The sequence below is a fragment of the Burkholderia sp. S171 genome, assembly GCF_009766085.1.
Classification (GTDB): domain Bacteria; phylum Pseudomonadota; class Gammaproteobacteria; order Burkholderiales; family Burkholderiaceae; genus Caballeronia.
Window position 1 is genome coordinate 1 of record NZ_LMUF01000004.1, and the last position, 26,106, is coordinate 26,106.

The window sequence follows — 26,106 nt, forward strand, 5'->3', positions numbered from 1 at the left end:
TTCGCGTCGCTGCATCTGCAGCACAGAAACGAGATTATGTCGTGCGTTTCGCTTTTCGTCAACAGGTTTTTTACTTCACCTGAACTTTCCGATTCGCTGCGAAGCCCGTCCTGCTTGGCTCCGCGGCATCCTCTTAAGCGCCACGCTTACTGCACTTTCTCACTTCCCTTCGCCTCTTTGGGAAGCGAAGGAACGGAATTCTAGTGCCCGTTTCACCCTTGCGCAAGGGGTTCGTGAAAAGAATTTCAACGGAGCCCCCCGCCGTAATAAAGAGCGCAAAAGGAAGGCGCAAAACCGGCATCGCTGAGAGGCCGTGCACTAATGGTCCAACCGGACGCATAGCGACTACAATCTAAGGTTCTCTGCACCTGATAACTGCCTCCTATGCGCTCGCGAATCGCCAAACGACTTCCCCCGGATGCCGACAAGCTTGTCGGTCTTTCGCTCTCGCTCTTCGCATCGGGCAGCCGTATAGAAGACCGATTCTGGGAAGCGCGTCTCGACACCCTTCTCGGGAAAATTGTGCGCAACGGCAATCAGACTGCGCTTGATGCCGCGCTTGACCATCTTCAACTCAAGTTTCCGGACGCTTATGGCGCCCTCGCCGATATGGCGGAAACACAAAGCGAGTCGTTCGCGATCGAGATCGACGGCATGCCGCACGAAGCGCTATTGATCGCGGCGCCCGTGCTGGCATGGACGCGTTACTCGATCCCGTCCGGGCCGCTCAAGACCGACGTGGTCGACGCCTTGCGTGCTCAGTTGCAAGCGCATGTGCTCGCTGAAGGCGCCAAGGTGTCGGTTGCACCGTACCTCTATAGCATCGACCAGTTGCCGCGCCACCACGTGGAAACTGCGCGTGTGGCGCAGCAACTCATACAGACCGTGCTCGGCAACGCGCCAGCGCGCCTCAATCTTGGTGACTTGCCTGAAACCTCACCGATTCTCGCCGATCCGCGCTTCTTGCTTGCAATGGCGATCGTGCCCGCTGGCGACGCGCTGTTTCGGTGGCAAGAGGAAACGGCCGGCACTCGGATTGAACGCGGCCAGTGCCTTGAACACTGGGCAACCCAAGGTGGCGCCAGTTTTGCCGCGATCCTGCCCGGCTGCGAATTCGAATGCCTGTTGCCCGACGCCTACTACTCGGCATGTCGTGACGCGGACGAACAAGTTCGGCCGCACTCGGTCCGTACCGCCGTTCGCTACCTGTTCGACACGCTCGGCACAGCGCCTGACGAATTACGCGCCGTGATCGCAGGGTTCGGCGAGCAGCGCGTGGACGAATATCGGATCGGCTTTACTCGCCGTGGCAGCAACGACGTGATCTATGGCGTCGTCTGGCCGCTCTACGGACGGGAAAACGGCGAAATTAACGCGGCGGAAGAAGCAGCCGAACTCGAAGGCGTGGATGGTCCGGTTGAGGAGATCGTTGCGTTGTTGAAGCGCTCGGGCGTAACCGAAGTGCGTCGTCACACCGGCCGTTTCGAGCCGGAATATTGCGATGACTGCGGTGTGCCGCTGTATGCGGATCCGCTCGGGGAAATCGTCCATGCGGAAATGCCGGAAGACGCTGAGCCAGCCCAGCCGCATTTCCACTGAAGCAAGAGGTTGGACAGGGAGGTTGAAGGCGTTTGCGGCTCGCGTGCCGAACGTTGTCGCGTTCCCTCGTTGGCATCACCGCAAGTAATCGGGAAGTTAGCGTATGCGTACTTGCGGAATTCGACGCAGCGCAAATCCTGACGGGACCGACCTCAACTTCTTGATCCAATACAAAAACCCGTTCCAACGCTCGTTGGAACGGGTTTTTTTGCACGCCGAACTCGCAACGCCCAACTACCGCTTGCAAGGGACATCTCCAGAATCGGCGTCGCGCGAACAAAGCCGCGTTCCAGCTCCCCCGAAATAAAACCATTCCACGAAGCAGTCCCAAGCGTCGAGTTAGCTATCCCGACCAACGGACTTGGGCGGTTGATCCGCCCTATCGTCCATGCGATGCATTTGGGTAGCACCGTCATTCTTCCCTCTTCATTCCTTGGGTCGCTATCTGCCCCTCCGCAGCCACTATTGAGCGGTCAAAATCAACGCGAGAAGCAGCGAAAAGCGCAAACCACTTGCCGCGTTGTTAGATCAAAACAACGCCGTGGGCAAATTCAAACAAGAACAACCCGAATTATCCTCATGTAGAGCTGCGTCTCGGCACGGAAGCGCGCCTCGGATAAGTCTCATTCCGTCTCGCATTCGCACTTCGATTTGAGAAGTATCCCAACTTCGACCACATATATTGAGACTTCTCTCAGCGAACCTGCCTCGAACAGCGATTAATTCACCCAAACAACCCGCAGGCGGAACGTAGCACGTGATTTTGTGCGTATTGCCTATGCCGTTCGGTCAGGGCGCAATTTCGGCCGCAATTGGTCATTATCGGTTTAGCCGCATATCGCCCGCCCGGAAGCGGGCATCGCGCCGAACCCATATAACAATGAGGCACGTATGAAATTCACGATAGTCAACTCCGAAGCCGAGCGTCGCGAAGGTTTGAAGGCGCTTTTAAGGCACATCGACCGACGCGCGCGTTTCAACGAAGCAAAAGACTGGCGTCAAGCGGCAAGCGCGGTCCTGCGGCTCGATCCGGACATGATCGTGATCGACTGGCACGAGGCCATGCGCATGGCAGATCTGCGCACGCTGCTGAACGCTTTCCCGAGTACCCCTGCGGCAATCATCGTGGACGAAGCATCAACCGCGCAGGTCCGCATGCTTCTCAGCGCCGGCGTGCTCGGTGTGGTGCCACGCGATCTCGACCCTACATTGATTGTTCGTGCGCTCGAAATGGTTCTGCTGGGTGGCCACTACGTTCCTGTGTGCGCGCTTGATCCGACGATCGAGTCCGTTTTCCTGCCGCGTCGCGACACCGGACCGAAAGATTTCCGAAAGGGCTCAAAACGGTTCAACACACTGTCGCTGCGCCAGCAACAAATCATGCGCTGCGTCCACATGGGCAGCACCAACAAGATCATTGCGAAGACACTTGGAATCAGCGAGGGCACAGTGAAAATCCACTTGGGCAGCATCTTCCAGCAGCTCGGTGCACCGAATCGCGCCGCGGCCGTTGCTATTTATAACGGCTGGCAAAATGGCTATCTTGAAGTCCTGAAGCGCGAGGCCGACGCGTCGCCACGGCCGGCTCTCGGCGATGCCGGTCCGGTGCCACTGCGCGCGGCCGCTATGCTGACGTACGGGCCACGGCCGGAAATAGACGAACACTTGCTGCCAATGGCCGCTCAACCCCAACCCCGCTTCGGTGACTGAACACGGTCGTTTCACAGTCAGGACGCAACGCGTAAATTAACGCGTTGCGTGTTGCAAAATCCCCCCTGGCACAGTCAATGCACACGTTTTCGGGCGCAAACGAGTAATATGAGATTTATGGGTTTCTTCTACACACCTCTTCCGCTTTGGCTCGCAATAGGTGGCTGGATTGTCACTGTGGGCGTGCTCGCGCTTGCGATCTGGAAGAACCCGTTTCGACGGTTGCAAGATGGGACGCTTCAGCACGTCTGGTTTGGCATTGTCGTCGCGGTGACGGTACTGTGGGCGTGCAACACCTGGTTCGAGGACGGCCCCGCCATTCATCTGCTGGGCGCAACACTGATGGTCACCCTGTTTGACTGGCAACTCGCCATGGTCGGCATGGCCGTGACAACCGGTCTGGCTGCCGTCGTGCTGGATGCCTCATGGCCCGGCGTTCCCGTGACCTTCCTGCTGTTCGGGGCATTGCCTGTCGCCGTTTCGTCGCTGCTACAAAAAGCGATCCAGGCGTGGATTCCGCGGAGTCTCTTCGTCTTCATCGTCGGTCACGGTTTCCTGACCTCGGCATGCGCCGTCGCCATAGCGTGCTCGGCAGGACTGCTGCTGCAAATCGTGCTTGCCGATGGCGACGTTATTATCCCGGCTGGATTTACGCTCGCTGCCTCCCTGCTCGTCGCCGGTGAGGCCTTATTTACCGGCGTGTTCACCATCTTGATCACCGTCTACCGGCCGACCTGGATCACTACGTTCGACGTCCGGCGTTATCGGCTGGATCGTGGCCCGCGCGTCTGAACGCCGCATTGATCTAAACCCATCGATCCCGGCGATTCCAAACCTTATCCCGCATCAAGGTCCATGGCAGAACCTGTGTGGAGGCCGGACATCGTCGGCGGTTAGTGAAAGAATTTAATATAAGATGGAACTCCCGCTCACTGTCGGGCATCTTACGTGCCTGTTGTCTCTTTAGTGCATAACCTGATGGATAGTATTCAAGTACCGCGTCGACTGCTCCGGCTGGTCGGCCGGCTGGTGGCAATTGCATCAATGGCGACACTCGCGTCGGCCGCATGCAGTGCCACCGCGTTCGCCGATACGCTCGATGAACGCAACGAGCTCGTCAATCACTTCGTCACCGACTTCAACGCCAATCCCTTGGTGGCCGACTGCGCCGCGCACGGAAGTTTCGTGGCGAGTACGTCGACGGCGTTCGACCATGTGGAGTTTCCGGCCAGTTCCTTCGATTCCGCTCATGGCAGCATCGTCCCGTGGAACGACGCCTTCGACGACCACAAACAACGCATCAAGGTCGACAACGTCGTGACAGTCGAGGGCCTTGGGGTCACCAAGGACGGCGACTCAAGCCCTTCCACGCTGAAGTTCCGATGCGGCTATGTAGGGAGCCAGATGCTGGCTTTCGGCTGGAATGATCCCGTGCCTTCAGCCAGGCCGCGCGCGGAACCCCGCTCGAGTCACGGTGCAAAAGGCCGGCATGGTGCGAGTAAGGGCAAAGGCAAGACAAGTTCGAAATCGGCAGGCAGTAAGACGACGAAAAAATCGTCGGGCAAAAAGAAGCACTGAACCGGGTTCTCTGAGTCGCTGTCCTCCGACTCATCGTCCACTGACTCACTGTCTCGAGCGCGGCCGAAAAGGGAAAAGGGCGTGATCGCCGTCTAGCGATCACGCCCTTTTGCTGCAGGCCCTTCGGAACGCACGCGCATCGCATGCGTTCAGTCGTGCTCACCTCCCTCCGATTGCCAGCCTCAGAATGCCTGGAGATGCCGCAGCATAGCCTGAAGCATCGACGCCCCCAACGCAGCGCTGCGCTCTCCGTTCCATCCAACCCGCTCGTCCGGCAGATTCGCGTTGTCCTTGAACGGCATCTCAAGCGTCAGCGACAAACATCCAAACTCGTTGCCCACATATTTAGACGCCAGCTTCAACGCGTCCGTCTGGTACTTGCTCGCTTCATAGCCGTACACGTCCTGGAAATCGGGACTCGCCTGCTTGAAGCATTCGATGAACGCCTTCTGTTCCTGCGCTTGTCTTTCGGTAAAGCCGGGCAGCATCTCCGATCCGGCCACGAATACGTAAGGCAATGCTTCGTCACCGTGAATATCGAAGAAAAGATCGCAGCCCAGCGCATGAATGGCATTACGAACGGCCAGCACTTCAGGACTGCGCGCTGCGTCCGGTTCCATCCATTCGCGATTCAGGTTGGCACCCGCGGCGTTCGTGCGCAGGTTGCCAAGCACGCTGCCATCGGGATTCATGTTCGGCACGATATGGAACACGGCGTGATCAAAGATCAACCGTGCGACAGGATCACCCGCCCAGTCGCCCCAGCCCGCCAGCCGTTTGATCAGCCCTTCCACGAACCACTCGGCCATGGTCTCGCCGGGATGCTGACGCGCGATAATCCACACGTTCTTCTTCGGCTTCACCGGGCGCTCGGTCTCCTCGGTCAACCCAAGCGACACCAGCGACATCGGCCGGCCTTGCACTGTCCGGCCGATTTCAGTGAGCGTCGCGTGCGGCATCTGCTGAACGGCGCCAAGGAAACCCGCATGGCGCTCTTCGCTATACGGCTCGAAATAGGCGTAATAGACAGCGTCAAAGTCGGGCGTGTGCTCAATGGTCAGCACGCGACCATCGTAACGCGTGGGTACGCGAAACCAGTTGATCCGGTCGTAGCTCGCCACCGCCCGATACTCGCGCCAGCCATCGGCGAACGCACAGTCAGCGGCGTTCTCGAAGCTCATGGTGAGCGGCTCGTCGCGCACGCCCGAGACGCGGAAGTAGAACCACTGCGCAAAGTCGGCGTGGCTGTCCGAACGCACACGCAGGCGAATGGCCGCGGGATCGTCGGCAGACACAACGTCTATCGCGCCGGCATCGAATTGACTCGTGATTGAAATGCTCATGACGCTTCCTTAATAATGCGGAATCTAGTCCGTACGCGCCGCGCTCAAAGACCCAGCCGCCGGCGATACACATAACTCGTTTCAGTCGATGCCTTTTTATCGAAGGCATAGCCATCGCTGTCAAAAGCCTTCAGGCCTTCCGGCTCGTCAATTCGATGCTGCACCGCGAACCGCGCCATCAAACCGCGCGCGCGTTTAGCGTGAAAGCTGATGATCTTGTACTGGCCATTCTTCCAGTCCTGGAAGACCGGCGATATCACCGGCGCGTCCAGGCGCTTCGGCTTCACCGACTTGAAATACTCGTTGGACGCGCAGTTCACCAGCACGCGTGCGCCCTTCTGTTTTTTCATCTGTGCGTTGAGGGCCGCCGTGATGCGGTCGCCCCAAAACGCATACAAATCCTTGCCGCGAGCGTTGGCGAACTTGGTGCCCATCTCCAGCCGATACGGTTGCAACAGATCCAGCGGCCGCAGCAGCCCGTACAACCCGGACAACACACGCACATGAGTTTGCGCGTAGTCGAGATCGGCTGCATGCAGCGACTTTGCGTCGAAACCTTCGTAGACATCGCCGTTGAACGCCAGCATGGCCTGCTTCGAATTATGCGTATCAAAGCTCGGCGACCAGTCCGCATAGCGCTGGAAATTGAGTCGCGCGAGCGGATCGGAGATATGCATGAGGCTGCCAATATCCTGTGGCGAGAGCTTGCGCAAGGCGTCGATCAGTTCGGCGGAATCGGCGGCGAATTCAGGCAACGTGTGCTTGGTAACGTGAGGCGGTGTCTCGTAGTCGAGCGATTTGGCCGGCGATAGAACGATTATCATAGGGGCTCGCCGGCAGACTGCCAACGATGAAGACGGAAACCCTCGATTGTATCGAATGAAAAAATCCCCCGTGCTGCGTGCCGTCCTGGATTCGAATGTCTGGATTGATATCTTGGTATTCGACGACCCCGTCACGCGTCCAATCCGCGTTGCCCTTGAAGCCGGCGCGCTGGAAGCGCTGATCGACTCGCGCTGCCTCAAAGAACTGACGTATGTGCTGGACTATCCGCAATTCGTGCGCTTCGCTGTCAATAAGTCCGACGCGCTAGATACAGTCGCGCGGCTCTCGCGACTCGTTGCGCCCGAACCACTGCCCGCCGACGCACCGCCGTTGCCCAAATGCCGCGATCGCGACGACCAGAAGTTTCTTGAACTGGCGCACTTGAGCCGGGCGGACTGGCTGGTTTCGAAGGATCGCGCGGTGCTGAAACTCGCGAAACGCACAGCACGCGACTTTGGGTTTCGAATCGCCCAGCCGGGGCCGTTCGTGGCCAGTTTCGAAGCCCACATTGAAGCTTATGAAGAAACGACCAAAGAAACGAATAGAGATACAAACGCCATCGACGTTTAAAATAGGACACATTTCCCTTTAGCGCAGCCGAAACGCCCACGCCATGAACGCCTCGCACGACCTTTCGTTTTCGCCCGCCGTTCCCGCCATCACATCGCGCCTGCCGAACGTCGGCACGACCATCTTCACCGTCATGAGCGCACTCGCGACCCAGAAAGGCGCGGTCAATCTAGGTCAGGGCTTTCCGGATTTCGCATGCGATCCGCGCATTGTGGACGCCGTGTCGAACGCCATGCGCGACGGCCACAACCAGTATCCGCCGATGGCCGGCGCCGCTTCCCTACGCCACGCGATCAGCGACAAGATCGAACGGCTGTATGGCCGCCAGTACGACGCCGAGCGCGAGATCACCGTCACGGCCGGGGCGACCCAAGCCATCCTGACGGCCATTTTGTGCTGCGTGCATCCGGGCGACGAAGTCGTTGTGATCGAACCGATGTACGACTGCTACGTACCGGCGATCGAGCTGGCGGGCGGCAAACCGGTGTTTGTATCGCTGGAAGCACCCGATTACGCGTTGCCCTTCGACAAGATCGCCGCCGCGATCACGCCCAAAACGCGCCTGTTGATCATCAACTCGCCGCACAATCCAACGGGCCGCGTTTGGCGCGCCGGGGACATGCAAAAGCTCGACGAGATCCTGCGCGGCACCAACGTGTTGATTCTCTCCGACGAAGTCTATGAACACATGGTCTTCGACGGCGCACCGCACGAAAGCGTGTCCCGCTATCCGGACCTGGCCGCGCGCAGTTTCGTGGTATCGAGTTTCGGCAAGACCTTTCACGTCACGGGCTGGAAGATCGGCTACGTTGCCGCGCCCGCCGCGCTCACAGCCGAGTTCCGCAAAGTCCACCAGTTCAACGTCTTTACTGTGAACACGCCGATGCAAGTCGGCATTGCGGAATACCTCAAAGACCCAGCGCCGTACCAGGAATTACCCGCTTTTTATCAGCAAAAACGCGATTTTTTCCGCGAAGGCCTCGCCAATTCGCGCTTCAAGCTGCTGCCTTGCGACGGCACGTATTTTCAGTGCGTCGACTATTCGGCCATCAGCGACCTGCCTGAGGCCGAGTTCTCGCAATGGCTCACGAGCGAGATTGGCGTCGCGGCCATTCCGGTGTCGGCGTTTTATCACGAGAGCCACGAATCGGGCGTCGTGCGCTTTTGCTTCGCGAAAAAGGAAGAGACGCTTCGCACCGCGCTTGAACGTCTCGCCAGTCTTTAAGACTAGATCTTCGGCAGCGCTTTCTTCTGCGCTTCCATGAAAGCGAGCCGGTCCGCCGTGACTTTCTGCGCGGCCGGCCGCTCGCCCACCAACTTGTTGTGCGTCTTCCAGTCGATTCCCGCTTCCAGCAGGAAATCCGCTCCATAGATCGCTTTCGTCGTCAGCCCGATCAGCGGCAAATTCACGAATGCACTCACATCGGCGATACTGAAGGTCGTGCCGAGCGCATACGGTTCGAACTTCGCAATCCGCTTGAATCCGGCAATACCATGCCGGAGCCGTTTTTCCGCGCGCACCTTGGTGTAATCAGTCACTGTGCCGCCGAAAAACGCCTGCTTGTACAGCTCGCGGGCAACCAGTTCCAAGTGTGTCTCGATGAACGCGATCATCTCGCGCTCCTTGGCGGCCGTGAACGGATCGGCGGAAAAAATGGGTTTCTCCGGATAAGCGCTCGCCAGATATTCGACAATCACCTGCGACTCGCACAGCGCCCCGGCCTCGGTCTCCAAATACGGAACCTTGCCGAGCGGCGAGAGCGCAAGCGTTGCTTCGTCCTGGCCAAAATTTGCACGCACCTCCTCGAACGGAATGCCGTGTTCGAGCAGCACGAACTTCACCTTGTTCACGTAGTTGGACAGCGGAAAACCATACAGCTTGAGCATCTTGAGTCTCCTGGACATCTTTCATTTTTAAGCAATGCAGGCAATCGGCGGCCTTCGAGGCCACCTTATAAACAGTACGATCGTGCTAATCTAGCAATAAGGAGTGAGACACGCCATGAGTTTTCGCGATACAGAAATTCGGACCATAGGGATTGTCGGTAGCGGCGCGATGGGACGCGGCATTGCGCAGATCGCTGCGCTGGGCGGCCTGAACGTGCGTCTGTACGACACCAACCAGCAAGCCATCGCAGCCGCACGCGAGTATCTCGCCGATACCCTGAACAAACTCGCCGCAAAAGGCAAGCTGAACGAAGCCGATGCGCACGCCGCGCTGGCGCGCATTCATGCGGCCGGTGCGATCGGCGACCTGGCCGATTGCGACGTGGTGGTTGAAGCCATCGTGGAAAAGCTGGAGGTCAAGCGGGAGTTGTTCCGCGAGCTTGAGGGCGTGGTCGGCGAAAATTGCATTCTGGCGTCGAATACGTCGTCGCTGTCCATTACGGCCATTGCCGCGGGCTGTGCCAAGCCGGAGCGCGTCGTCGGCCTGCACTTTTTCAACCCCGTTCCGCTGATGAAAGTAGTCGAAGTGATCGACGGCTTGCGGGGAGACCCCGCTGCCGGCGACGCGCTGATGGCACTCGGCCGCCAGATGGGCCACACGGCCGTGCGCGCGAAGGACATGCCTGGGTTTATCGTGAATCACGCCGGGCGCGGCATGAATACCGAGGGCTTGCGGATCGCGAGCGAAGGCGTGGCGAGTTTCGCCGATATCGACCGGATCATGCGCGAACAAGCTGGCTTCCGGCTCGGGCCGTTCGAGTTGCTGGACCTGACGGCGCTCGACGTGTCGCATCCGGTGATGGAATCGATCTATCACCAATTTTATGAGGAACCGCGCTTTACGCCGTCGCCTATTACCGGCACGCGGCTCGCCGGTGGGTTGATCGGACGGAAGGTGGGTGAAGGTTTCTATAAGTATGTCGATGGCAAGCAGCAAACTCCCGAAGAAGCGCCCGCGCCTACCACGCTGCCGCGTCGCGTTTGGGTAAGCCGGGCATCGGCCCATGCGCGTGAAGAAGTGTTCCGGTTGATCGCGAAGATGGAAACGGCTGTCACTATCGATACCGGCGGCACCCCGGCACCGGATTCGCTGATTATCGTCACGCCGCTCGGCCACGATGCTACGACCGCAGCCGTCGCGGAGAAACTGGACGCGTCGCGCACGGTTGCTATCGATACGTTGTTTCCCCTCGCCGATGCCGCGCGCCGCACCATCATGACCACGCCGGCCACGACCGCCGAGTTCCGCGACGCCGCGCACGCGCTGTTCGCATTCGATGGCGTCCCCGTCACCGTGATCCGTGATTCGACCGGGTTTGTTGCCCAGCGAGTGGTGGCGACCATCGTCAACATTGGTTGCGATATCGCGCAGCAACGCATTGCAAGTCCGGCGGATATTGACCTCGCCGTCACGCTCGGCCTGGGTTATCCGCGTGGTCCACTTGCGTTAGGCGACGCGCTCGGCACGAGCACCATCCTCACTATCCTGCGCAACATGCAGGCCGTGCTCGGCGACCCGCGTTATCGTCCGTCGCCCTGGCTCGCGCGCCGTGCGCAGCTCGGCCTGTCTCTCACCTTCGATGAGGCACCAGTATGAGCGCCGAACTGCTCTCCGTCCGTCCCGCTGAAAGCGACACCACGCTCGTTCTCAAGCTGTCCAATCCGGGCGCACGCAATGCGTTGCACCCGGACATGTACACGGCCGGCATCGAAGCGATGAACACGGCTGAACGGGATACGTCAGTGCGCGCCATCGTGCTAACTGGCGCCGATAACTTCTTTTGCGCCGGCGGCAACTTGAACCGGTTGCTGGAGAACCGCGCGAAGGATCCGTCGGTGCAAGCCGCGAGCATCGACATGCTCGGCGAGTGGATCGTGGCATTGCGGTCATCGACGAAACCGGTGATCGCGGCCGTCGAAGGCGCTGCAGCGGGCGCGGGTTTCTCGCTTGCGCTTGCATGCGATCTGCTGGTCGCGGCTGAAGACGCCAAGTTCGTGATGTCGTACTCCCGCGTCGGCCTCACGCCCGATGGCGGCGGCTCGTGGTTCCTCACGCGCGCGTTGCCGCGTGCGCTCGCCACCGAAATCCTGCTTGAAGCGAAACCCATCGGTGCCACGCGGCTGCATGAGGTTGGTGTCGTGAACCGCGTGACGAAACCGGGCGCAGCGCTCGATGCCGCCATCGCCTGGGCGGATGAACTGGGCCGCATGGCGCCGAAAGCGCTCGCGCGGATAAAGACGCTGATCGAAGCCGCCGAAACGCAGTCGCTGGCGGAACATCTGGACGACGAACGCGATGGTTTCGTCGATGCCCTGCATAACGGCAACGCGCTCGAAGGCATCAACGCGTTCCTCGAAAAACGGCCACCGCTCTACAAATGACGACCCTCTACGAACTCCCCAAACGCCGCCGCATCTTCCTGATGCGCCACGGCGACGTCACTTACTTCGATGCCAGCGGCCGTGCCATCGACCCGGAAGGTGTACCGCTGAATGAACGTGGCCGCGAGGAAGCAAGCGCGGCGGGCCGCGAGTTCAAGGCGCAGAAAATCCGCTTCGGTAAAGTCATCGCGAGCGGCTTGCCACGCACGATCGAAACAGCGCAGCGCGTGCTGGCCGAAACCGGTCAGCAGATCGATATCGACATCTGGCCGGAGTGGCAGGAGATTCGTGGCGGCCGGCTGAGCGAACTGCCAGCGCAGGATGTCGAGCGCGCGTTTCTCAGCGTTTTCGATGGCATCGTGCCAGAAACAACGTCCTTTCTGGGCGGCGAGACTATCGGCGAATTGCTTGATCGCGTGTTGCCGCCGTTGCAAAAGCTGCGCGACGATGCATCGTGGGACACGGTGCTGCTCGTGCTGCACGGCGGCGTCAATCGCGCGTTGTTGTCGCACGCAATCACCAGTGGGGGCCGCATGTTTTTCGGCCATCTTTCGCAGACCACGGGCTGTATCAACGCGCTTGATGTCGGCGATAAACCCGGCGACTGGGTGATCCGCGCGCTGAACCATTCACCGCCCTCGCCGCTTCACGCCGCGGTACGGAACACGACCATGGAACTGCTGTACGCCCAGTTCGTGCGCTTTAGATCTTTGATAAAGCCATAGCGGGCACGCGGCCTGCACGCCGAACAACAGCGCTGATGAACGGCGCGACGCCGCGTGATGCCTCAATAAACGCAAGACCGGAGGAGACAACGATGGCTGCAAACGATACCCCCGCACCACAAGATTTTTCAGCGTTCGAGGGAACACGCCCGGTCAACGAGCGGCAACAATTCGATGTTCCGGCGTTATCCGCGTGGCTGGAAACGCATGTTGAAGGCTTCGCCGGACCGCTCACCGTCGAGCAGTTTGCCGGCGGCCAATCGAATCCCACTTTCAAGCTGATCACGCCCGCGCGCAGTTACGTGATGCGATCGAAACCCGGGCCGGCGGCGAAGTTATTGCCATCGGCGCATGCGATCGAACGTGAATATCGCGTGATGGACGCGCTTGCCGGCACCGACGTTCCCGTCGCGACAATGTTCGCGTTGTGCGAGGACGAAAGCGTCATCGGGCGAGCGTTCTATGTGATGGAGTTCATCGAAGGCCGCGTGTTGTGGGATCAGGCGCTACCGAGCATGACACCGTCCGAACGCGGCGCAATCTATGACGAGATGAATCGCGTGATCGCGGCACTCCATTCGGTCGATATCGCGCAAGTCGGCCTCGATACCTACGGCAAGCCCGGCAACTATTTCGAGCGGCAGATCGGTCGCTGGAGCAAGCAATACGTTGCATCGGAAACGGAGCCTATCGAAGCGATGAACAAGCTGATCGAATGGCTGCCGAAACATATTCCGCGCGGCGTGGAAGGCGCACCGGCGGAACGCGTGTCAATCGTTCATGGGGACTTCCGGCTCGACAACCTTATCTTCCATCCGACGGAACCGCGCGTGCTCGCCGTGCTCGACTGGGAGCTGTCCACGCTCGGCGATCCGCTCGCCGATTTCGCTTACCACTGCATGGCGTGGCACGTCGATCCGACGCAATTTCGCGGCATCGGCGGCCTTGACTGGGCGGCGCTCGGCATTCCCGATGAGGACGAATACGTCGCGACCTACCTCGCCCGCACGGGCTTGGCCATCCAGGGCGACTGGAATTTCTACCTCACGTACAACATGTTCCGCATTGCCGCGATCCTGCAGGGAATCATGAAGCGGGTCAGCGAAGGCACGGCGGCAAGCACGCAGGCTCTGGATGCTGGAAAGCGCGCGAAACCCATGGCCGAACTCGCCTGGCTGTATGCGCAGAAAGTCGGTGAATAGAGATTAATGAGGAGACGATATGAATTTCGATTACACGCCGAAAGTGCAGGAATTGCGCCAAAAGCTAAGCCATTTCTTCGATGAACACATCTACCCGAACGAGCGGGCGTTCAACAGCGAAGTCGCCGCCAATCGCGCAAACGGCAACGCTTGGGTCCCGACGGCGTTGATCGAAAAGCTGAAGGAACAAGCTCGCGATGCCGGCCTCTGGAACCTGTTCCTGCCCGCATCCGAACGCGGCGCCGGATTAAGCAATCTTGAATACGCGCCGCTCTGCGAGATCATGGGCCGCGTGCCATGGGCGCCGGAAGTGTTCAATTGCGGCGCGCCCGACACGGGCAACATGGAGACCATCGAACGGTATGGCAGCGAGCAGCAGAAACTGCAATGGCTCGAACCGTTGCTGCAAGGCGAGATCCGCTCCGCATTCCTGATGACCGAGCCGGACGTGGCTTCGTCGGATGCGACGAATATCCAGTGCAGCATCGTGCGCGATGGCGACGGTTATGTGATCAACGGCCACAAGTGGTGGTCGTCGGGTGCGGGCGATCCGCGCTGCAAGGTGTATATCGTGATGGGCAAGACCGATCCCGACGCGCCGAAACATCAGCAACAATCGATGATTCTCGTTCCCGCAGACGCGACCGGTATCACGGTTCACCGGCCGCTCTCGGTGTTCGGCTACGACGACGCGCCGCACGGTCACATGGACATCACGCTCGAGAACGTACGCGTGCCGGTATCGAACATGCTGCTCGGCGAAGGGCGCGGCTTTGAAATCGCGCAGGGACGTCTTGGGCCGGGCCGGATTCATCACTGCATGCGCCTGATTGGACTGGCTGAACGCGCGCTCGAATTGATGACGAAACGCACGCTGCAACGGGTGGCTTTCGGCAAGCCGATCGCTGCGCACGGCGTGACGCAGGAGCGTATTGCCGAGGCACGCATCATGATCGAACAGGCGCGTCTGCTCACCCTGAAAGCGGCTTACATGATGGATACCGTCGGCAATAAGGGCGCACGCGGCGAGATCGCGATGATCAAGGTGGTCGCGCCGAATATCGCGTGCCAGATCATCGATTGGGCGATCCAGGCGCACGGCGCGGCCGGTGTGTCCGATGACTTTCCGCTGGCTTACGCCTACGCGCATGCGCGGACGTTGCGGCTTGCCGACGGGCCGGATGAAGTGCATCGGAACGCGATCGCCAAGCTGGAGCTTTCACGGTACGCGTGAAGCGGCGTTGAGCGTCCTTCTGCGAACTATGGTCTAATTTTTGGCAGCGTTTTTGAGTGGCAACCCCTGATTGCTCGGGTCGCCGCTTTCCCGTATTCAGGATCAGGAGCGAAGATGATCGACGTCTATAGCTGGGCCACGCCGAACGGCCACAAGATTCATATCATGCTGGAAGAACTCGGGCTCGAGTACAAAGCCATTCCCATCGATATCGGCGCGGGTGATCAGTTCACGCCCAATTTCCTGGCGATCAGCCCCAATAACAAGATCCCCGCGATTATCGACAGCGATGGCCCCGAAGGCAAGCCGCTGGCACTCTTTGAATCCGGGGCGATCCTGTTTTATCTCGCTGAGAAGACGGGTAAGTTCTTGCCTCTGGATCCTGTCGGCCGATACACGACCATGCAGTGGCTGATGTTCCAGATGGGCGGCGTTGGACCCATGCTTGGCCAGGCGCATCACTTCAGGATTTACGCGCCGGAGAAGATCGAGTACGCGGTCAATCGATATTCGAACGAAGCCAAGCGCTTGTATGGCGTAATGGACAAGCAATTGGACGTGACGCGGTTTCTCGCTGGAAACGAATATTCAATCGCTGATATCGCGACGTTTCCGTGGACGCGATCGTGGAAAAACCAGGGGATTGAGCTGGACGAATTTCCAAACGTGAAGCGTTGGTTTGACGAGATTTCGGCGAGGCCTGCGGTTATTCGTGGCGTTGAAGTACTCGCTTCTGCGCGCAAGGATTTGACCGGTGACAAACAACGCGAAGTGCTGTTTGGCGCGCAGCAGTACGCAAAGCGTTAAGCGTAACGCAGCGCAGATTCCTCGCTCGGGGAACCTGCGACGACGAGCCCCCGACTTTCAAAAGTAATGCCGGGTGATGAACTCAGCGACGCATACCGGTTTCTCACTGCCTTCTTTCTGCACGGTCACGCGCCAGATCACCTGCACCCCACCCCCTTCCACATCAGTCACCGTTTCCGCTACGAACCTCGCCCGGAGCTTCGTCCCGACCCGCACCGGCGACATGAACCGCACTTTATTCATGCCGTAATTCACGCCCATTTTTTGCTGCAACGGCACGCATTGATCCAGCCACATCGGGACTAACGCCAAGGTTAAAAACCCATGCGCAATGGGTCCACCGAAAGGCGATTCTTTTTTCGCTCTCTCTACGTCGACGTGGATCCACTGATGATCGTCGGTGGCATCGGCGAATCGGTTCACGCGTGATTGATCTATTTCCAACCACTCGCTCACATACTCTTTGCCACCCTGCGCGGCTTTTACATCCGCTGCACTGCCTAACGTGGCTAGCGTCATTGCGCGTTTCCCGGGTGACGAAGCCCGAAGATTGCCGCCGAATCCACGGTCAAGACCAGTTCGTCGCGCTGGTTATAAGCTTCCCAACGCGTGGCGACAATTCCACGATCCGGCTTGCTCTCCGATACCCGCTTGCTCAACACGCGCACGGTCAACCGAACGGTGTCGTTCACCCGAACCGGCTTTAGCCATCGGATGTTGTCGAGCCCGGGTGAACCCATCGATGTGGAATCGGCGAGCATGTCGCGCACCAGAATGCTCATCATTGCCGAACATGTATTCCAGCCGCTCGCGACCAGCCCGCCAAATGGCGATGCCTCGCCACCCGCCGCGCTCAAATGAAAAGGCTGCGGATCATAACGCCCGGCAAATTCGATAATCTCTTCCTTCAGAAACGTATGGCCACTCAATTGCGCCACCGCTCCAACTTCGAAATCCTCATAGCTGAACGTCATCCCCGCTCTCCTTTTTAAATGCATCGATTAATCAAACGTCAGTGTCTGCGAATCCAGGCAACGATGCAAACCGTGCCAGATGATGATCGACATCGCCTAACGTTGTCTCGATGATCGACAAGCGCTTGAACCAATGCGCCGCCGCGACTTCGTTCGTCACACCCATCCCGCCATGCAGTTGCACCGCCTGCTGACCAACGAAGCGCGCTGCCTGACCGACCCGTGCTTTGGCTGCGGAAATTGCGCGGCGGCGTTCAGTGGCGTCCTCGCTGGTATATCGCGCGGCGGCAAGATACGTGATCGAACGCGCCTGCTCAGCGTGAATCAGCATCTCGACCATACGATGCTGCAACGCCTGAAACCGCGCGATGGGCGTGCCGAATTGCTTACGCTCCTTCGTGTACTCGCCCGTCGCGTGATTCAGCGCATCGAGTACGCCAACGGCTTCGGCGCACAGCAAGAACGTAGCGTAGTCAGCAATACGCTCAAGCGTAGCGGCACCCGTGTTGGCCTTGCCAAGACGATCGGCAGGCGTACCCGTGAACGTGAGCGTCGCGGCACGCTGACCATCGATCGTCCGATACTCGGTGACTTCCACATTCGCCGCGTCACGCGCAACTGCGAACAACGCGATTTCTCCGGCAAGCCTTGCCGGTACGATCCAGTAGTCGGCCTGTGCCCCATGAAGGGCCAACGACTTCTGGCCGCTCAGTACGAAACCATCGCCTTTCTCTTGCGCGGTGGTATCGACCGAGAAAAGGTCGTAGCGGGCATGGGGTTCGTGAAACGCCACCGCGAGCTTGATCTCGCCGCCGGCCGTGCGTTCGAGTAACGCGTTCGCGTGGTCATCGCCCACAAGTCGCAACGCTTCGATACCCACCGCCGTCGCCCAATACGGTTCCACGACAAGCGCGCGTCCGAGTTCCTGCATCACGACCAGCATATCGGCCGGACCGCCATCGAAACCGCCTTGCGCTTCAGGTGCCGGCAAGGCCGGCAAGCCTAGTTCGGTGAATGCAGTCCAATGTTTTGCATCGACACCTTCCTTGGACGCCACGATCTTCTGCCGTGCATCGAACGTGTACTCGTTGTCGAGATACCGGCGCAATGCGTCCCTGAACTGTTGCTGCTCATCGGTGAAATTGAAGTCCATGTGCCGCTCCTCACAAGCCCAGAATCATCTGCGCGATGATGTTTTTTTGAATTTCGTTCGAGCCGCCGTAGATCGACGTCTTGCGGAAGTTGAAGTAGTACGCGGCAAGCGGGGCGGCATCGTCGTCGCCGGCCAGGCTGTGTTCACGTTCGCCTTCCAGATACGCGGGGTCGAACGCGGCAGCTTGCGGGCCAATGGCTTCGACCATGAGTTCGGTCAGCGCCTGCTGGACTTCGGTGCCCTTGATCTTGAGCATCGATGCCTCCGGCCCCGGCCCGCGGCCGTTCGCTTCGCTCGCGACCACGCGTTGCACGGTGACCTCGAGTGCCATCATCTCGATCTCGAGCGCGGCGATCTTCGAGGAAAACACGGGATCGGTAAGTAACGAAACGCCGCCCTTCTTCTGGTTCGCGGCAAGCCGTTTCAGGAACACCAGTTCGCGCTTCGATTGCCCCACGCGCGCAATGCCCGTGCGTTCATGCCCGAGCAAATACTTGGCGTAGGTCCAGCCGCGATTTTCTTCGCCGACCAGATTCTCGAGCGGCACCTTCACGTCTTCCAGGAATACTTCGTTGACCTCGTGATCTTCGTCGAGCGTGATGATCGGGCGCACGGTGATGCCGGGCGTCTTCATATCGATGAGAAGAAACGAGATGCCTTCCTGTTTTTTCACGCCGGTGTCAGTGCGCACGAGGCAGAACATCATGTCGGCGAACTGGCCGAGCGTGGTCCAGGTTTTCTGGCCGTTGACCACGTAGTGATCGCCCTGGCGTTCAGCGCGTGTTCTGAGCGATGCCAAATCAGACCCCGAACCGGGTTCTGAATAGCCTTGGCACCACCAATCGGTGCCATCGAGAATACGCGGGAGATAGTGGGCTTTTTGCGCGTCGCTGCCGTATTTCATGAGAACGGGCGCGACCATCGATACCCCGAACGGCAACACGCCGGGCGCACCAATACGTGCGCATTCTTCGTCCCAGATATGACGCTGCGTCGCGTCCCAGCCGGGACCGCCGTATTCCTTCGGCCACGCGACAACCGACCAGCCACGCGTGCCGAGCAGCTTGTGCCAGCTCGCGTAGTCGTCGCGATTCAGGCGTTTGTGATCGAGTACCTTGGTCCGCAACGCTTGCGGCAGGTTGGCGTCGAGCCAGGCGCGGATGTCGGCGCGAAATGCGTCGTCGGCGGGGGAATAATTCAGGTCCATGCGCTGTGTCTCCTGTCATGACCCGGGTCGGCCATGAGGAGACGCGCCTTAGCTGAACTTGTTCAGCTTATTGCAGCGGCTCTTTCAGTGCGGCCGGCACGGGCAACGGCATCACGTCGATGCCTTCTTCCATCAATGCGTGCGCATCTTCCGGCGTTGCGACGCCGCGAATATTGCGCGCGGGCGCTTCGTCGTAATGCATGCGCCGCGCCTCTTCAGCAAAACGGTCGCCCACGTTCTCCGTCTTCGCGAGAATTTCCCGCATGAAATGCAGCGCACGCGCCTGAAGTGCCTGATCGGCGTCTTGCGGCGGGGCCGCCTTAGCGGCGTTCGCTCCAGCGGCTTCTTTCTCGCCTTGATCCGAACGACTCTCCGAACGGCTCACCGACAAATTCAGGCGCGGCGCCGAGGGCATACGGCTCACCTCCGTTGTCGAACACACCGGGCAAGCCACGAGCTTGCGCGACAACTGGGATTCGAACTCATCGGTCGAAGCAAACCAGCCTTCGAAACGATGGTCATGTGAGCACTTCAAGTCGAGAACCTTCATGCTGATCGGGGCTTGCCAGAAAGTTTAGTCGCAAAAACGCGTTTTGTGAACGACCGTTCGCAAAAAAATGACAATGCGACGGTTTGATGGAATGGTGGAACAGACGTTCGATTTTAGCCCGGCGCCGGAACGCGTGCCGAACGGGGCGCAGTCGTGATTGAGCAGACAAATAAAAAGCGGCCTTCGCGGCCGCCTTTTAGTGCGTGTATCGGGCATTTCGGTCGCAGCTCAGTCGCTGACCGGATCGCCCAACGCCCACTCACCCGACATCACCTTCTCCAGCCAGAAGCTGCCGATGATCGTCTTGACGTCGCTGATATGGCCGCTCTTGATCCACTCCAAAACCTGCGACTGGTCCGCGATGAACGTCTCCAGGAACTCGCCCTCGTCGAGCTTGCGCTCGCCTGCCGTCAACCCGCGCGCCAGATACACGTCGATAAATTCGGTGGAGTACGAAATGACTGGATGAATCCGCGTCAGGAGAAACCATTCGCGTGCCGTATAACCGGTTTCTTCGAGAAGCTCGCGTTTTGCACACGCCAGCTCGCTCTCGTTCGGATCGATCTTGCCCGCGGGATATTCAAGCAGGACCTTGGCGATCGGATATCGATACTGCCGTTCGAGCAGCACGCGGCCGTCATCGAATAGCGGCAGGATCATTACTGCACCCGGATGTTCGACGAACTCACGCGTGGCGTGCTTGCCATCCGGCAGCTCGACCGTATCGATCTTGAGCGTAAGGAACTTGCCCTGATGCAGCAGCTTGCTCTCAACCGTCTTCTCGAGCAGGCCGTCGTCGGAATCGGGGAAATCGAGAGATTGGTCAACCATCGTGCACCTTGAAGGAAACGCGCATAACTCTTAAGTTAAACGCGAAGATCAAGCCGCGACGGCCGTCGCCGTCAACGGCGCTTGACGAGATATTGGAACGTGAAGCCGGGGAAAGCGAGCACCAGGAACAAGCTGAAGGTCACGGCGTAAAACTGCCAGCCCTGCTCGAAGCGGTTGCCCGCACGCGCCTCAAGCATAAAGCCGAGCGCGCCCACGACAAAATAAAGCACGATCAATTCCGCGATGCGGATCCAGCCGTTCTTTTTCGTCGTCTTGAGCGGGGCGACGGAGAAAAGACGTTGATTCGCGAACGGGAGGTTGGCGCCGACCAGCGCCAACAACACGATAAACCAGCCCGCTGCCGACATTAGAGCTGGAACGGCAAGGTGTGCGTGATCGCTGCCAGACAAGCGTTCATCAGCGGTCCGGGGACAATGCCGAGCACCAGCACAGCCAGACCGTTGAACGCGAGCAGCGCGCGCTTCAGGTTGTCTGCGATGATCGGCGATGCATCGGTCGGTGCATCGAAGTACATCAGCTTGACGATACGCAGGTAGTAGAACGCACCCACCAGCGATGACAAGACAGCCAGCACCGCGAGCCACGTCAGGCCGGCGTTCATGGTGGCCTCGAGCACGGCAAGCTTCGCGTAGAAGCCGACCATCGGCGGAATGCCGGCGAGCGAGAACATCATGATCATCATCACGAATGCGAACACCGGGCTACGCTGATTCAGGCCCTTGAAGTCATCGAGTGTTTCGGCTTCGAAGTCCTTGCGTGCCAGCAACATGACTACGCCGAAGGTGCCGAGCGTGGTCAGCAAATAGATGATGCTGTAGAACATGGCCGAGCTGTACGCGTTCGCCGCGCCATCAGCCTTGCCGTCGACCACGCCCGCCAGCATGCCGAGCAGCACGAAGCCCATGTTCGAGATAGCCGAGTACGCCAGCATCCGCTTGATGTTCTTCTGCACGATACCGGTCACGTTACCCACGATCAGCGACAACGCGGCCAGGATCACCAGCATCTCTTGCCAGTCCACCGCCAGCGGCAACAGCGCCATCACGAGGAAACGCAGACCCCACGCAAACGCCGCAGCCTTCGGGCCACCGCCGGTGAGCAGCGTCATCGCGGTCGGTGCGCCTTGGTACACGTCAGGCACCCACATGTGGAACGGCACCGCGCCCATCTTGAACGCCACGCCTGCTACCACGAAGATCACGCCGAACAAAAGGACTGCGTCGTTGATGCGGCCCGTTGCAATCGCCTTCGCCACTTCGTTCAGTTCGAGCGAGCCGGTCGCGCCGTACAGCATCGAGATACCGTAGAGCAGGAAACCCGAAGCGAGCGCGCCGAGTACGTAGTACTTCATCGCGGATTCGTTGGCTTGCGGCGAATCCTTGCGCAACGCGATCACCGCGTACAACGACAACGACATCAGTTCCAGGCCGAGATACAGCGTCAGGAAGTTGTTGCCGGAAATCATCACGCACTGGCCGAGCAGCGAGAACAAACCGAGCAGGAAGAAGTCACCGCGGAACAGGTCGCGATCTTCAAGATACTTGCGCGAATAGATGATCGACACCGCGAAGCCGAGCGTCACGACCGCTTTCATCGCGCTCGCAAACGGGTCGACCACATACATGCGCGTGAAGAAGTAGTGCGGCGTGGGATCGAGCGCCTGGAAGGCGAACAACACACCGACCACAACGGCCGATACAACCGAAATCAGGTAGGTCGTGTGACGGCTCTTCGTGCCGAAGATCGTGTCGTTCAACCAGGCCACGACGACCATCAACATCAACAGTCCATCGGGTAACAGGGCACTCATGGGGGCGTTTTGCATGATCTTTTATTTCCTCCGCACGCGTTACTGGGCCAGCGGCAGTTTGGACTGCGCGACGTGGGAGAGGAGATTTTCTACGGATGCGTGCATCACGTCGGTGAACGGCTTCGGATACAGGCCCATGTACAGCGTGAATACGGCAAGCACGGCGAGCATGAAGAATTCGCGCTTGTTGATGTCTTTCAGCTTCGCCACGTGCTCGTTCGCAATTGCGCCGAAGTGCACGCGCTTGTACATCCACAGCGTGTAAGCCGCGCCGAGAACCAGCGTGAAGGTCGCGAGGAAACCGATCCAGAAGTTGAACTTCACGGCAGCCAGAATCACCATGAACTCACCGACGAAACCCGAGGTTCCCGGCAAACCGCAGTTGGCCATCGCAAACAACATGGCGAACGCGGCGAACTTCGGCATCACGTTGACCACACCGCCGTAGTCGGCGATCCGGCGCGAATGCATACGGTCGTACAGCACGCCGATACACAGGAACATCGCGCCCGAGACAAAGCCGTGCGAGATCATCTGGATAATCGCGCCTTCCATGCCGAGCGTGCTGAAGATAAAGAAGCCGAGCGTGACGAAGCCCATGTGCGCAATCGACGAATACGCCACCAACTTCTTCATGTCTTCCTGCACCAGCGCCACGAAGCCAATGTAGATCACGGCGATCAACGACAACGTGATCACCACCGGCGCCAGGAAATGGCTGGCATCCGGCGCGATAGGCAGCGAGAAGCGGATGAAACCGTACGCACCCAGCTTCAGCATGATCGCAGCCAGCACGACCGAGCCGCCCGTCGGCGCTTCCACGTGGGCGTCCGGCAACCACGTGTGGACCGGCCACATCGGCACTTTCACGGCGAAGGCCATGAAGAACGCGATGAACAGCAATATCTGCGGCGTAAAGCCGATCTTCAAAGCGTGCCACGTAGCGATATCGAACGTATGCGTCTGCGTGTACAGGTACAGCAGCGCGATCAGCATCAGCAGCGAGCCCATCAGCGTGTACAGGAAGAACTTGAACGCGGCATAAACCCGGTTCGCACCGCCCCACACGCCGATGATGATGTACATCGGAATCAGCGTGGCTTCGAAGAAGACGTAGAACAACATGCCGTCGGCGGTCGAGAACACGCCGATCATGAGGCCCGACAAAATCAGGAACGCGGCCAGGTATTGCGCCACGCGAACCGTGATGACTTCCCACGCGCTGATGATCGTGATCACCGTGATCAACGCGGTCAAGACGACGAACCACATGGAAAGACCGTCGACACCCAGGTGATACGAGATGTTGAAGCGGTCGATCCAGACAGCCTTCTCTTCGAACTGCAGCGCGGCCGACGAATTGTCGAAGCCGGTAATCAGCGGAAGCGTAACGATCAGCCCAACAATTGAGCCGATCAGCGCAAGCCAGCGCGACGGGCCCGGATTGCTGTCATTGCCTATTGCCAGTACAAGGATGCCGACAATGATCGGCGTCCAGATCGCGAGACTAAGAATGGGTAAAGAGTGCATAGATAGGTGTCCCCGCCTTATTTGCCGCCGAGCGTTACAAACAGGGTCAAGAGCCCCAACATGCCAATGATCATGGCGAACGCGTAGTGATAGATGTAACCGGATTGAAGGAAGCGAATCACACCGGCAAACCAGCCGACGAACTTGGCGAGGCCGTTGACGATACCGTCAATAACGGCGACATCACCCTCTTTCCACAGTCCGCGGCCAATGGCGACCGCGCCTTTGGCAAATACGACTTCGTTGATCTTGTCGAGGTAGTACTTGTTGTCGAGCAAGGTCCAGATCGGCAGGAAGCGTTGCTTGATCACGCCCGGCAGATCCGTGCGCTTCCAGTACAGGAACCACGACACGACCACGCCCGCGAGCGCCAGCCACACCGGCAAGCCCTCGACTGAACTCAGGCCCATCGCGAACCAGCCGTGGAATTCCTCGGCCATTTCATGCAGCGCCGGATGGTTTTCGCCAATGAAGATCACCTTGTCGAACACCACGCCGTGCGCGAAGAAGTCGCCGAACAGCATCGGGCCGATCGCGATTGCGCCGATGATCACAGACGGAATGGCCAGCAGGATCAGCGGAAGCGTGATGACCCACGATGTTTCGTGCGGAATGTGCGGGCCATGACCATGATCGTCATGGCCGTGTGCGTCGTGACCGTGTGAATCATGCGCATGCGCGGCCGCTTCTGCAGCTTCAATTCCCATCGGGCTTTCCGGATGCTTCGGACCGCGGAAACGCTCCTTCCCGTGGAACACCAGGAAGTACATGCGGAACGAATACAGCGCCGTCACGAACACGCTTGCAACCACCGCGAAATACGCGAAACCCGAGCCGGCGATGTGCGACGCCTTCACAGCATCGATGATCGAGTCCTTCGAGTAGAAGCCCGAGAAGAACGGCGTACCAATCAGCGCCAGCGAACCGATCAGCGACGTGATCCATGTGATCGGCATGTACTTACGCAGGCCGCCCATGTTGCGCATGTCCTGGTCGTGGTGCATGCCGATGATCACCGAACCCGCGCCGAGGAACAGCAGCGCCTTGAAGAATGCGTGCGTTGCTAGATGGAATACAGCGACCGGGTAAGCGGAGACGCCAAGCGCCACCGTCATGTACCCGAGTTGCGAGAGCGTGGAGTAAGCCACCACGCGCTTGATGTCGTTCTGCACCACACCCAGGAAGCCCATGAACAGCGCCGTGATCGCGCCGATCACCGTCACGAAAGACAACGCCGAATCCGACAATTCGAACAGCGGCGACATCCGCGTGACCATGAAAATACCGGCCGTCACCATGGTTGCCGCGTGGATCAGCGCCGAGATAGGCGTCGGGCCTTCCATGGAGTCCGGCAGCCACACGTGCAGCGGGAACTGCGCCGACTTACCCATCGCGCCGATGAACAGGCAGATACAGGCGACGGTCAGCAGACCCCAATCCGTGCCCGGGAACGTCATGCCGGCCAGTGCGGTACGGTGAGCGAAGACATCGCCGTAATTGAGCGAACCCGCAAACGCCAGCAACAAGCCAATGCCGAGCAGGAACCCGAAGTCGCCCACGCGGTTCACGATGAACGCCTTCATGTTCGCGTAGATGGCCGTCGGGCGGGTGTAGTAGAAGCCAATCAGCAGGTACGACACGAGACCCACCGCTTCCCAGCCGAAGAACAGCTGCAGGAAGTTGTTGCTCATCACGAGCATCAGCATGGAGAACGTGAAGAGCGAGATGTACGAGAAGAAGCGTTCGTAACCCACCTCTTCATCGGCCATGTAGCCGATCGTGTAGATGTGCACCATCAGCGAGACGAAGGTGACGATCACCATCATCATCGCGGTGAGCGAGTCGACCAGGAAGCCGATCTCCATCTTCAGCGGACCGACCGTCATCCATTCGTAGATGGTCGCGTTGAAGCTCGCGCCCTGCACTACGTCGAAGAAGACGAAGCAGGAGAGGACGAACGAGATCATCACGCCGAGGATCGTAATTCGATGCGAGCTCTTGCGCCCGATCTTCCAGCCGAACAGCCCGGCGATCAGCGAACCGGCAAGCGGCGCCAGCGCGATCGTGAGCAGAAGGTTTTCATTGAGTGTCGTGGACATATCTGTCTT

General features: G+C 59.3%; 26 protein-coding genes. 13 read left to right on the forward strand and 13 right to left on the reverse strand.

Annotated features, from left to right (window positions below; genetic code table 11):
- From GSQ93_RS37710 to GSQ93_RS01015, 5 genes are all read left to right on the forward strand, one after another.
- Positions 1–307: hypothetical protein (locus GSQ93_RS37710; protein ID WP_216857562.1), on the forward strand; the 307-nt coding region annotated here is incomplete at its 5' end.
- A 77-nt stretch (positions 308–384) separates the two neighbouring features.
- On the forward strand, positions 385–1,599 hold the full coding sequence (locus GSQ93_RS01000) for a DUF2863 family protein (RefSeq protein ID WP_158933839.1): 1,215 nt from the start codon (positions 385–387) through the stop codon (positions 1,597–1,599).
- Positions 1,600–2,490: 891 nt separating this feature from the next.
- Positions 2,491–3,309 carry a response regulator transcription factor gene (locus tag GSQ93_RS01005; RefSeq protein ID WP_158933840.1) on the forward strand — a complete coding sequence of 273 codons (819 nt, stop codon included), beginning with the start codon at positions 2,491–2,493 and terminating at the stop codon, positions 3,307–3,309.
- Positions 3,310–3,426: 117 nt separating this feature from the next.
- Positions 3,427–4,101, forward strand: coding sequence for an energy-coupling factor ABC transporter permease (locus tag GSQ93_RS01010; protein WP_158933928.1), 675 nt, complete (start codon positions 3,427–3,429; stop codon positions 4,099–4,101).
- Positions 4,102–4,287: 186 nt separating this feature from the next.
- Positions 4,288–4,887, forward strand: coding sequence for a hypothetical protein (locus GSQ93_RS01015; protein WP_158933841.1), 600 nt, complete (start codon positions 4,288–4,290; stop codon positions 4,885–4,887).
- Positions 4,888–5,069: 182 nt separating this feature from the next.
- Here the strand turns inward: GSQ93_RS01015 and GSQ93_RS01020 are convergent, their stop codons facing one another.
- Positions 5,070–6,230 carry a M14-type cytosolic carboxypeptidase gene (locus GSQ93_RS01020; RefSeq protein ID WP_158933842.1) on the reverse strand — a complete coding sequence of 387 codons (1,161 nt, stop codon included), beginning with the start codon at positions 6,228–6,230 and terminating at the stop codon, positions 5,070–5,072.
- 44 nt (positions 6,231–6,274) lie between these two features.
- Complete coding sequence (yaaA, locus tag GSQ93_RS01025; RefSeq protein WP_158933843.1) at positions 6,275–7,054, reverse strand: peroxide stress protein YaaA; 780 nt, start codon at positions 7,052–7,054, stop codon at positions 6,275–6,277.
- Positions 7,055–7,109: 55 nt separating this feature from the next.
- On the opposite strand from yaaA, the gene GSQ93_RS01030 reads away from it, so the two are divergent.
- Positions 7,110–7,625, forward strand: coding sequence for a putative toxin-antitoxin system toxin component, PIN family (locus GSQ93_RS01030; protein WP_158933844.1), 516 nt, complete (start codon positions 7,110–7,112; stop codon positions 7,623–7,625).
- A gap of 43 nt (positions 7,626–7,668) precedes the next feature.
- Positions 7,669–8,850 carry a pyridoxal phosphate-dependent aminotransferase gene (locus GSQ93_RS01035; protein WP_158933845.1) on the forward strand — a complete coding sequence of 394 codons (1,182 nt, stop codon included), beginning with the start codon at positions 7,669–7,671 and terminating at the stop codon, positions 8,848–8,850.
- A 2-nt stretch (positions 8,851–8,852) separates the two neighbouring features.
- On the opposite strand, the gene GSQ93_RS01040 is transcribed toward GSQ93_RS01035, so the two are convergent.
- On the reverse strand, positions 8,853–9,512 hold the full coding sequence (locus GSQ93_RS01040; RefSeq protein ID WP_158933846.1) for a glutathione S-transferase family protein: 660 nt from the start codon (positions 9,510–9,512) through the stop codon (positions 8,853–8,855).
- A gap of 115 nt (positions 9,513–9,627) precedes the next feature.
- On the opposite strand from GSQ93_RS01040, the gene GSQ93_RS01045 reads away from it, so the two are divergent.
- From GSQ93_RS01045 to GSQ93_RS01070, 6 genes are all read left to right on the forward strand, one after another.
- Positions 9,628–11,169 carry a 3-hydroxyacyl-CoA dehydrogenase gene (locus GSQ93_RS01045; protein ID WP_158933847.1) on the forward strand — a complete coding sequence of 514 codons (1,542 nt, stop codon included), beginning with the start codon at positions 9,628–9,630 and terminating at the stop codon, positions 11,167–11,169.
- A complete protein-coding gene (locus GSQ93_RS01050; RefSeq protein WP_158933848.1) occupies positions 11,166–11,954 on the forward strand; it encodes an oxepin-CoA hydrolase, alternative type in 789 nt (262 codons plus the stop codon). The genes GSQ93_RS01045 and GSQ93_RS01050 overlap by 4 nt, the downstream gene beginning before the upstream one ends.
- Complete coding sequence (locus GSQ93_RS01055) at positions 11,951–12,679, forward strand: histidine phosphatase family protein (RefSeq protein WP_158933849.1); 729 nt, start codon at positions 11,951–11,953, stop codon at positions 12,677–12,679. The genes GSQ93_RS01050 and GSQ93_RS01055 overlap by 4 nt, the downstream gene beginning before the upstream one ends.
- 92 nt (positions 12,680–12,771) lie before the next feature.
- On the forward strand, positions 12,772–13,881 hold the full coding sequence (locus GSQ93_RS01060) for a phosphotransferase (protein ID WP_158933850.1): 1,110 nt from the start codon (positions 12,772–12,774) through the stop codon (positions 13,879–13,881).
- Positions 13,882–13,900: 19 nt separating this feature from the next.
- The gene (locus tag GSQ93_RS01065; RefSeq protein WP_158933851.1) at positions 13,901–15,115 is read left to right on the forward strand and encodes an acyl-CoA dehydrogenase; all 1,215 of its coding nucleotides are present in this window, start codon (positions 13,901–13,903) and stop codon (positions 15,113–15,115) included.
- 114 nt (positions 15,116–15,229) lie between these two features.
- On the forward strand, positions 15,230–15,922 hold the full coding sequence (locus tag GSQ93_RS01070; RefSeq protein ID WP_158933852.1) for a glutathione binding-like protein: 693 nt from the start codon (positions 15,230–15,232) through the stop codon (positions 15,920–15,922).
- A 57-nt stretch (positions 15,923–15,979) separates the two neighbouring features.
- On the opposite strand, the gene GSQ93_RS01075 is transcribed toward GSQ93_RS01070, so the two are convergent.
- From GSQ93_RS01075 to nuoL, 10 genes are all read right to left on the reverse strand, one after another.
- Positions 15,980–16,441 (reverse strand): MaoC family dehydratase, encoded by a 462-nt coding sequence (locus tag GSQ93_RS01075; protein ID WP_158933853.1) that lies wholly within the window; start codon positions 16,439–16,441, stop codon positions 15,980–15,982.
- Positions 16,438–16,896, reverse strand: coding sequence for a MaoC family dehydratase (locus tag GSQ93_RS01080; protein ID WP_158933854.1), 459 nt, complete (start codon positions 16,894–16,896; stop codon positions 16,438–16,440). The genes GSQ93_RS01075 and GSQ93_RS01080 overlap by 4 nt, the downstream gene beginning before the upstream one ends.
- Before the next feature lie 31 nt (positions 16,897–16,927).
- Complete coding sequence (locus tag GSQ93_RS01085) at positions 16,928–18,049, reverse strand: acyl-CoA dehydrogenase family protein (RefSeq protein WP_158933855.1); 1,122 nt, start codon at positions 18,047–18,049, stop codon at positions 16,928–16,930.
- A gap of 10 nt (positions 18,050–18,059) precedes the next feature.
- Positions 18,060–19,256, reverse strand: coding sequence for an acyl-CoA dehydrogenase family protein (locus tag GSQ93_RS01090; protein ID WP_158933856.1), 1,197 nt, complete (start codon positions 19,254–19,256; stop codon positions 18,060–18,062).
- 67 nt (positions 19,257–19,323) lie between these two features.
- Positions 19,324–19,806: a DUF1178 family protein gene (locus GSQ93_RS01095; RefSeq protein WP_158933857.1), complete on the reverse strand. Its 483-nt coding sequence runs from the start codon at positions 19,804–19,806 to the stop codon at positions 19,324–19,326.
- A 228-nt stretch (positions 19,807–20,034) separates the two neighbouring features.
- A complete protein-coding gene (locus GSQ93_RS01100; protein WP_158933858.1) occupies positions 20,035–20,637 on the reverse strand; it encodes an NUDIX domain-containing protein in 603 nt (200 codons plus the stop codon).
- A 71-nt stretch (positions 20,638–20,708) separates the two neighbouring features.
- The gene (locus GSQ93_RS01105; RefSeq protein ID WP_158933859.1) at positions 20,709–21,005 is read right to left on the reverse strand and encodes a DUF2818 family protein; all 297 of its coding nucleotides are present in this window, start codon (positions 21,003–21,005) and stop codon (positions 20,709–20,711) included.
- On the reverse strand, positions 21,005–22,483 hold the full coding sequence (gene nuoN / locus GSQ93_RS01110; RefSeq protein ID WP_158933860.1) for an NADH-quinone oxidoreductase subunit NuoN: 1,479 nt from the start codon (positions 22,481–22,483) through the stop codon (positions 21,005–21,007). Before nuoN ends, GSQ93_RS01105 begins: the two co-directional genes overlap by 1 nt.
- 24 nt (positions 22,484–22,507) lie before the next feature.
- A complete protein-coding gene (locus GSQ93_RS01115) occupies positions 22,508–23,998 on the reverse strand; it encodes an NADH-quinone oxidoreductase subunit M (RefSeq protein ID WP_158933861.1) in 1,491 nt (496 codons plus the stop codon).
- 17 nt (positions 23,999–24,015) lie between these two features.
- Complete coding sequence (gene nuoL, locus GSQ93_RS01120; RefSeq protein WP_158933862.1) at positions 24,016–26,097, reverse strand: NADH-quinone oxidoreductase subunit L; 2,082 nt, start codon at positions 26,095–26,097, stop codon at positions 24,016–24,018.
- Positions 26,098–26,106: the final 9 nt, after the last annotated feature.

Excerpts from the sequence above, each read along its gene's own strand:
- GSQ93_RS01015 (WP_158933841.1), top strand. The coding sequence starts at position 4,288 with ATGGATAGTATTCAAGTACCGCGTCGACTGCTCCGGCTGGTCGGCCGG.
- GSQ93_RS01115 (WP_158933861.1), bottom strand. The coding sequence starts at position 23,998 with ATGCACTCTTTACCCATTCTTAGTCTCGCGATCTGGACGCCGATCATT.
- GSQ93_RS01090 (WP_158933856.1), bottom strand. The coding sequence starts at position 19,256 with ATGGACCTGAATTATTCCCCCGCCGACGACGCATTTCGCGCCGACATC.
- GSQ93_RS01045 (WP_158933847.1), top strand. The coding sequence starts at position 9,628 with ATGAGTTTTCGCGATACAGAAATTCGGACCATAGGGATTGTCGGTAGC.
- GSQ93_RS01030 (WP_158933844.1), top strand. The coding sequence starts at position 7,110 with ATGAAAAAATCCCCCGTGCTGCGTGCCGTCCTGGATTCGAATGTCTGG.
- GSQ93_RS01105 (WP_158933859.1), bottom strand. The coding sequence starts at position 21,005 with ATGTCGGCAGCGGGCTGGTTTATCGTGTTGTTGGCGCTGGTCGGCGCC.
- nuoL (WP_158933862.1), bottom strand. The coding sequence starts at position 26,097 with ATGTCCACGACACTCAATGAAAACCTTCTGCTCACGATCGCGCTGGCG.
- GSQ93_RS01095 (WP_158933857.1), bottom strand. The coding sequence starts at position 19,806 with ATGAAGGTTCTCGACTTGAAGTGCTCACATGACCATCGTTTCGAAGGC.
- GSQ93_RS01000 (WP_158933839.1), top strand. The coding sequence starts at position 385 with ATGCGCTCGCGAATCGCCAAACGACTTCCCCCGGATGCCGACAAGCTT.
- yaaA (WP_158933843.1), bottom strand. The coding sequence starts at position 7,054 with ATGATAATCGTTCTATCGCCGGCCAAATCGCTCGACTACGAGACACCG.
- GSQ93_RS01005 (WP_158933840.1), top strand. The coding sequence starts at position 2,491 with ATGAAATTCACGATAGTCAACTCCGAAGCCGAGCGTCGCGAAGGTTTG.
- GSQ93_RS01055 (WP_158933849.1), top strand. The coding sequence starts at position 11,951 with ATGACGACCCTCTACGAACTCCCCAAACGCCGCCGCATCTTCCTGATG.
- GSQ93_RS01010 (WP_158933928.1), top strand. The coding sequence starts at position 3,427 with ATGGGTTTCTTCTACACACCTCTTCCGCTTTGGCTCGCAATAGGTGGC.
- GSQ93_RS01070 (WP_158933852.1), top strand. The coding sequence starts at position 15,230 with ATGATCGACGTCTATAGCTGGGCCACGCCGAACGGCCACAAGATTCAT.
- GSQ93_RS01040 (WP_158933846.1), bottom strand. The coding sequence starts at position 9,512 with ATGCTCAAGCTGTATGGTTTTCCGCTGTCCAACTACGTGAACAAGGTG.
- GSQ93_RS01080 (WP_158933854.1), bottom strand. The coding sequence starts at position 16,896 with ATGACGTTCAGCTATGAGGATTTCGAAGTTGGAGCGGTGGCGCAATTG.
- GSQ93_RS01065 (WP_158933851.1), top strand. The coding sequence starts at position 13,901 with ATGAATTTCGATTACACGCCGAAAGTGCAGGAATTGCGCCAAAAGCTA.
- GSQ93_RS01020 (WP_158933842.1), bottom strand. The coding sequence starts at position 6,230 with ATGAGCATTTCAATCACGAGTCAATTCGATGCCGGCGCGATAGACGTT.
- GSQ93_RS01075 (WP_158933853.1), bottom strand. The coding sequence starts at position 16,441 with ATGACGCTAGCCACGTTAGGCAGTGCAGCGGATGTAAAAGCCGCGCAG.
- GSQ93_RS01050 (WP_158933848.1), top strand. The coding sequence starts at position 11,166 with ATGAGCGCCGAACTGCTCTCCGTCCGTCCCGCTGAAAGCGACACCACG.
- nuoN (WP_158933860.1), bottom strand. The coding sequence starts at position 22,483 with ATGCAAAACGCCCCCATGAGTGCCCTGTTACCCGATGGACTGTTGATG.
- GSQ93_RS01085 (WP_158933855.1), bottom strand. The coding sequence starts at position 18,049 with ATGGACTTCAATTTCACCGATGAGCAGCAACAGTTCAGGGACGCATTG.
- GSQ93_RS01100 (WP_158933858.1), bottom strand. The coding sequence starts at position 20,637 with ATGGTTGACCAATCTCTCGATTTCCCCGATTCCGACGACGGCCTGCTC.
- GSQ93_RS01035 (WP_158933845.1), top strand. The coding sequence starts at position 7,669 with ATGAACGCCTCGCACGACCTTTCGTTTTCGCCCGCCGTTCCCGCCATC.
- GSQ93_RS01060 (WP_158933850.1), top strand. The coding sequence starts at position 12,772 with ATGGCTGCAAACGATACCCCCGCACCACAAGATTTTTCAGCGTTCGAG.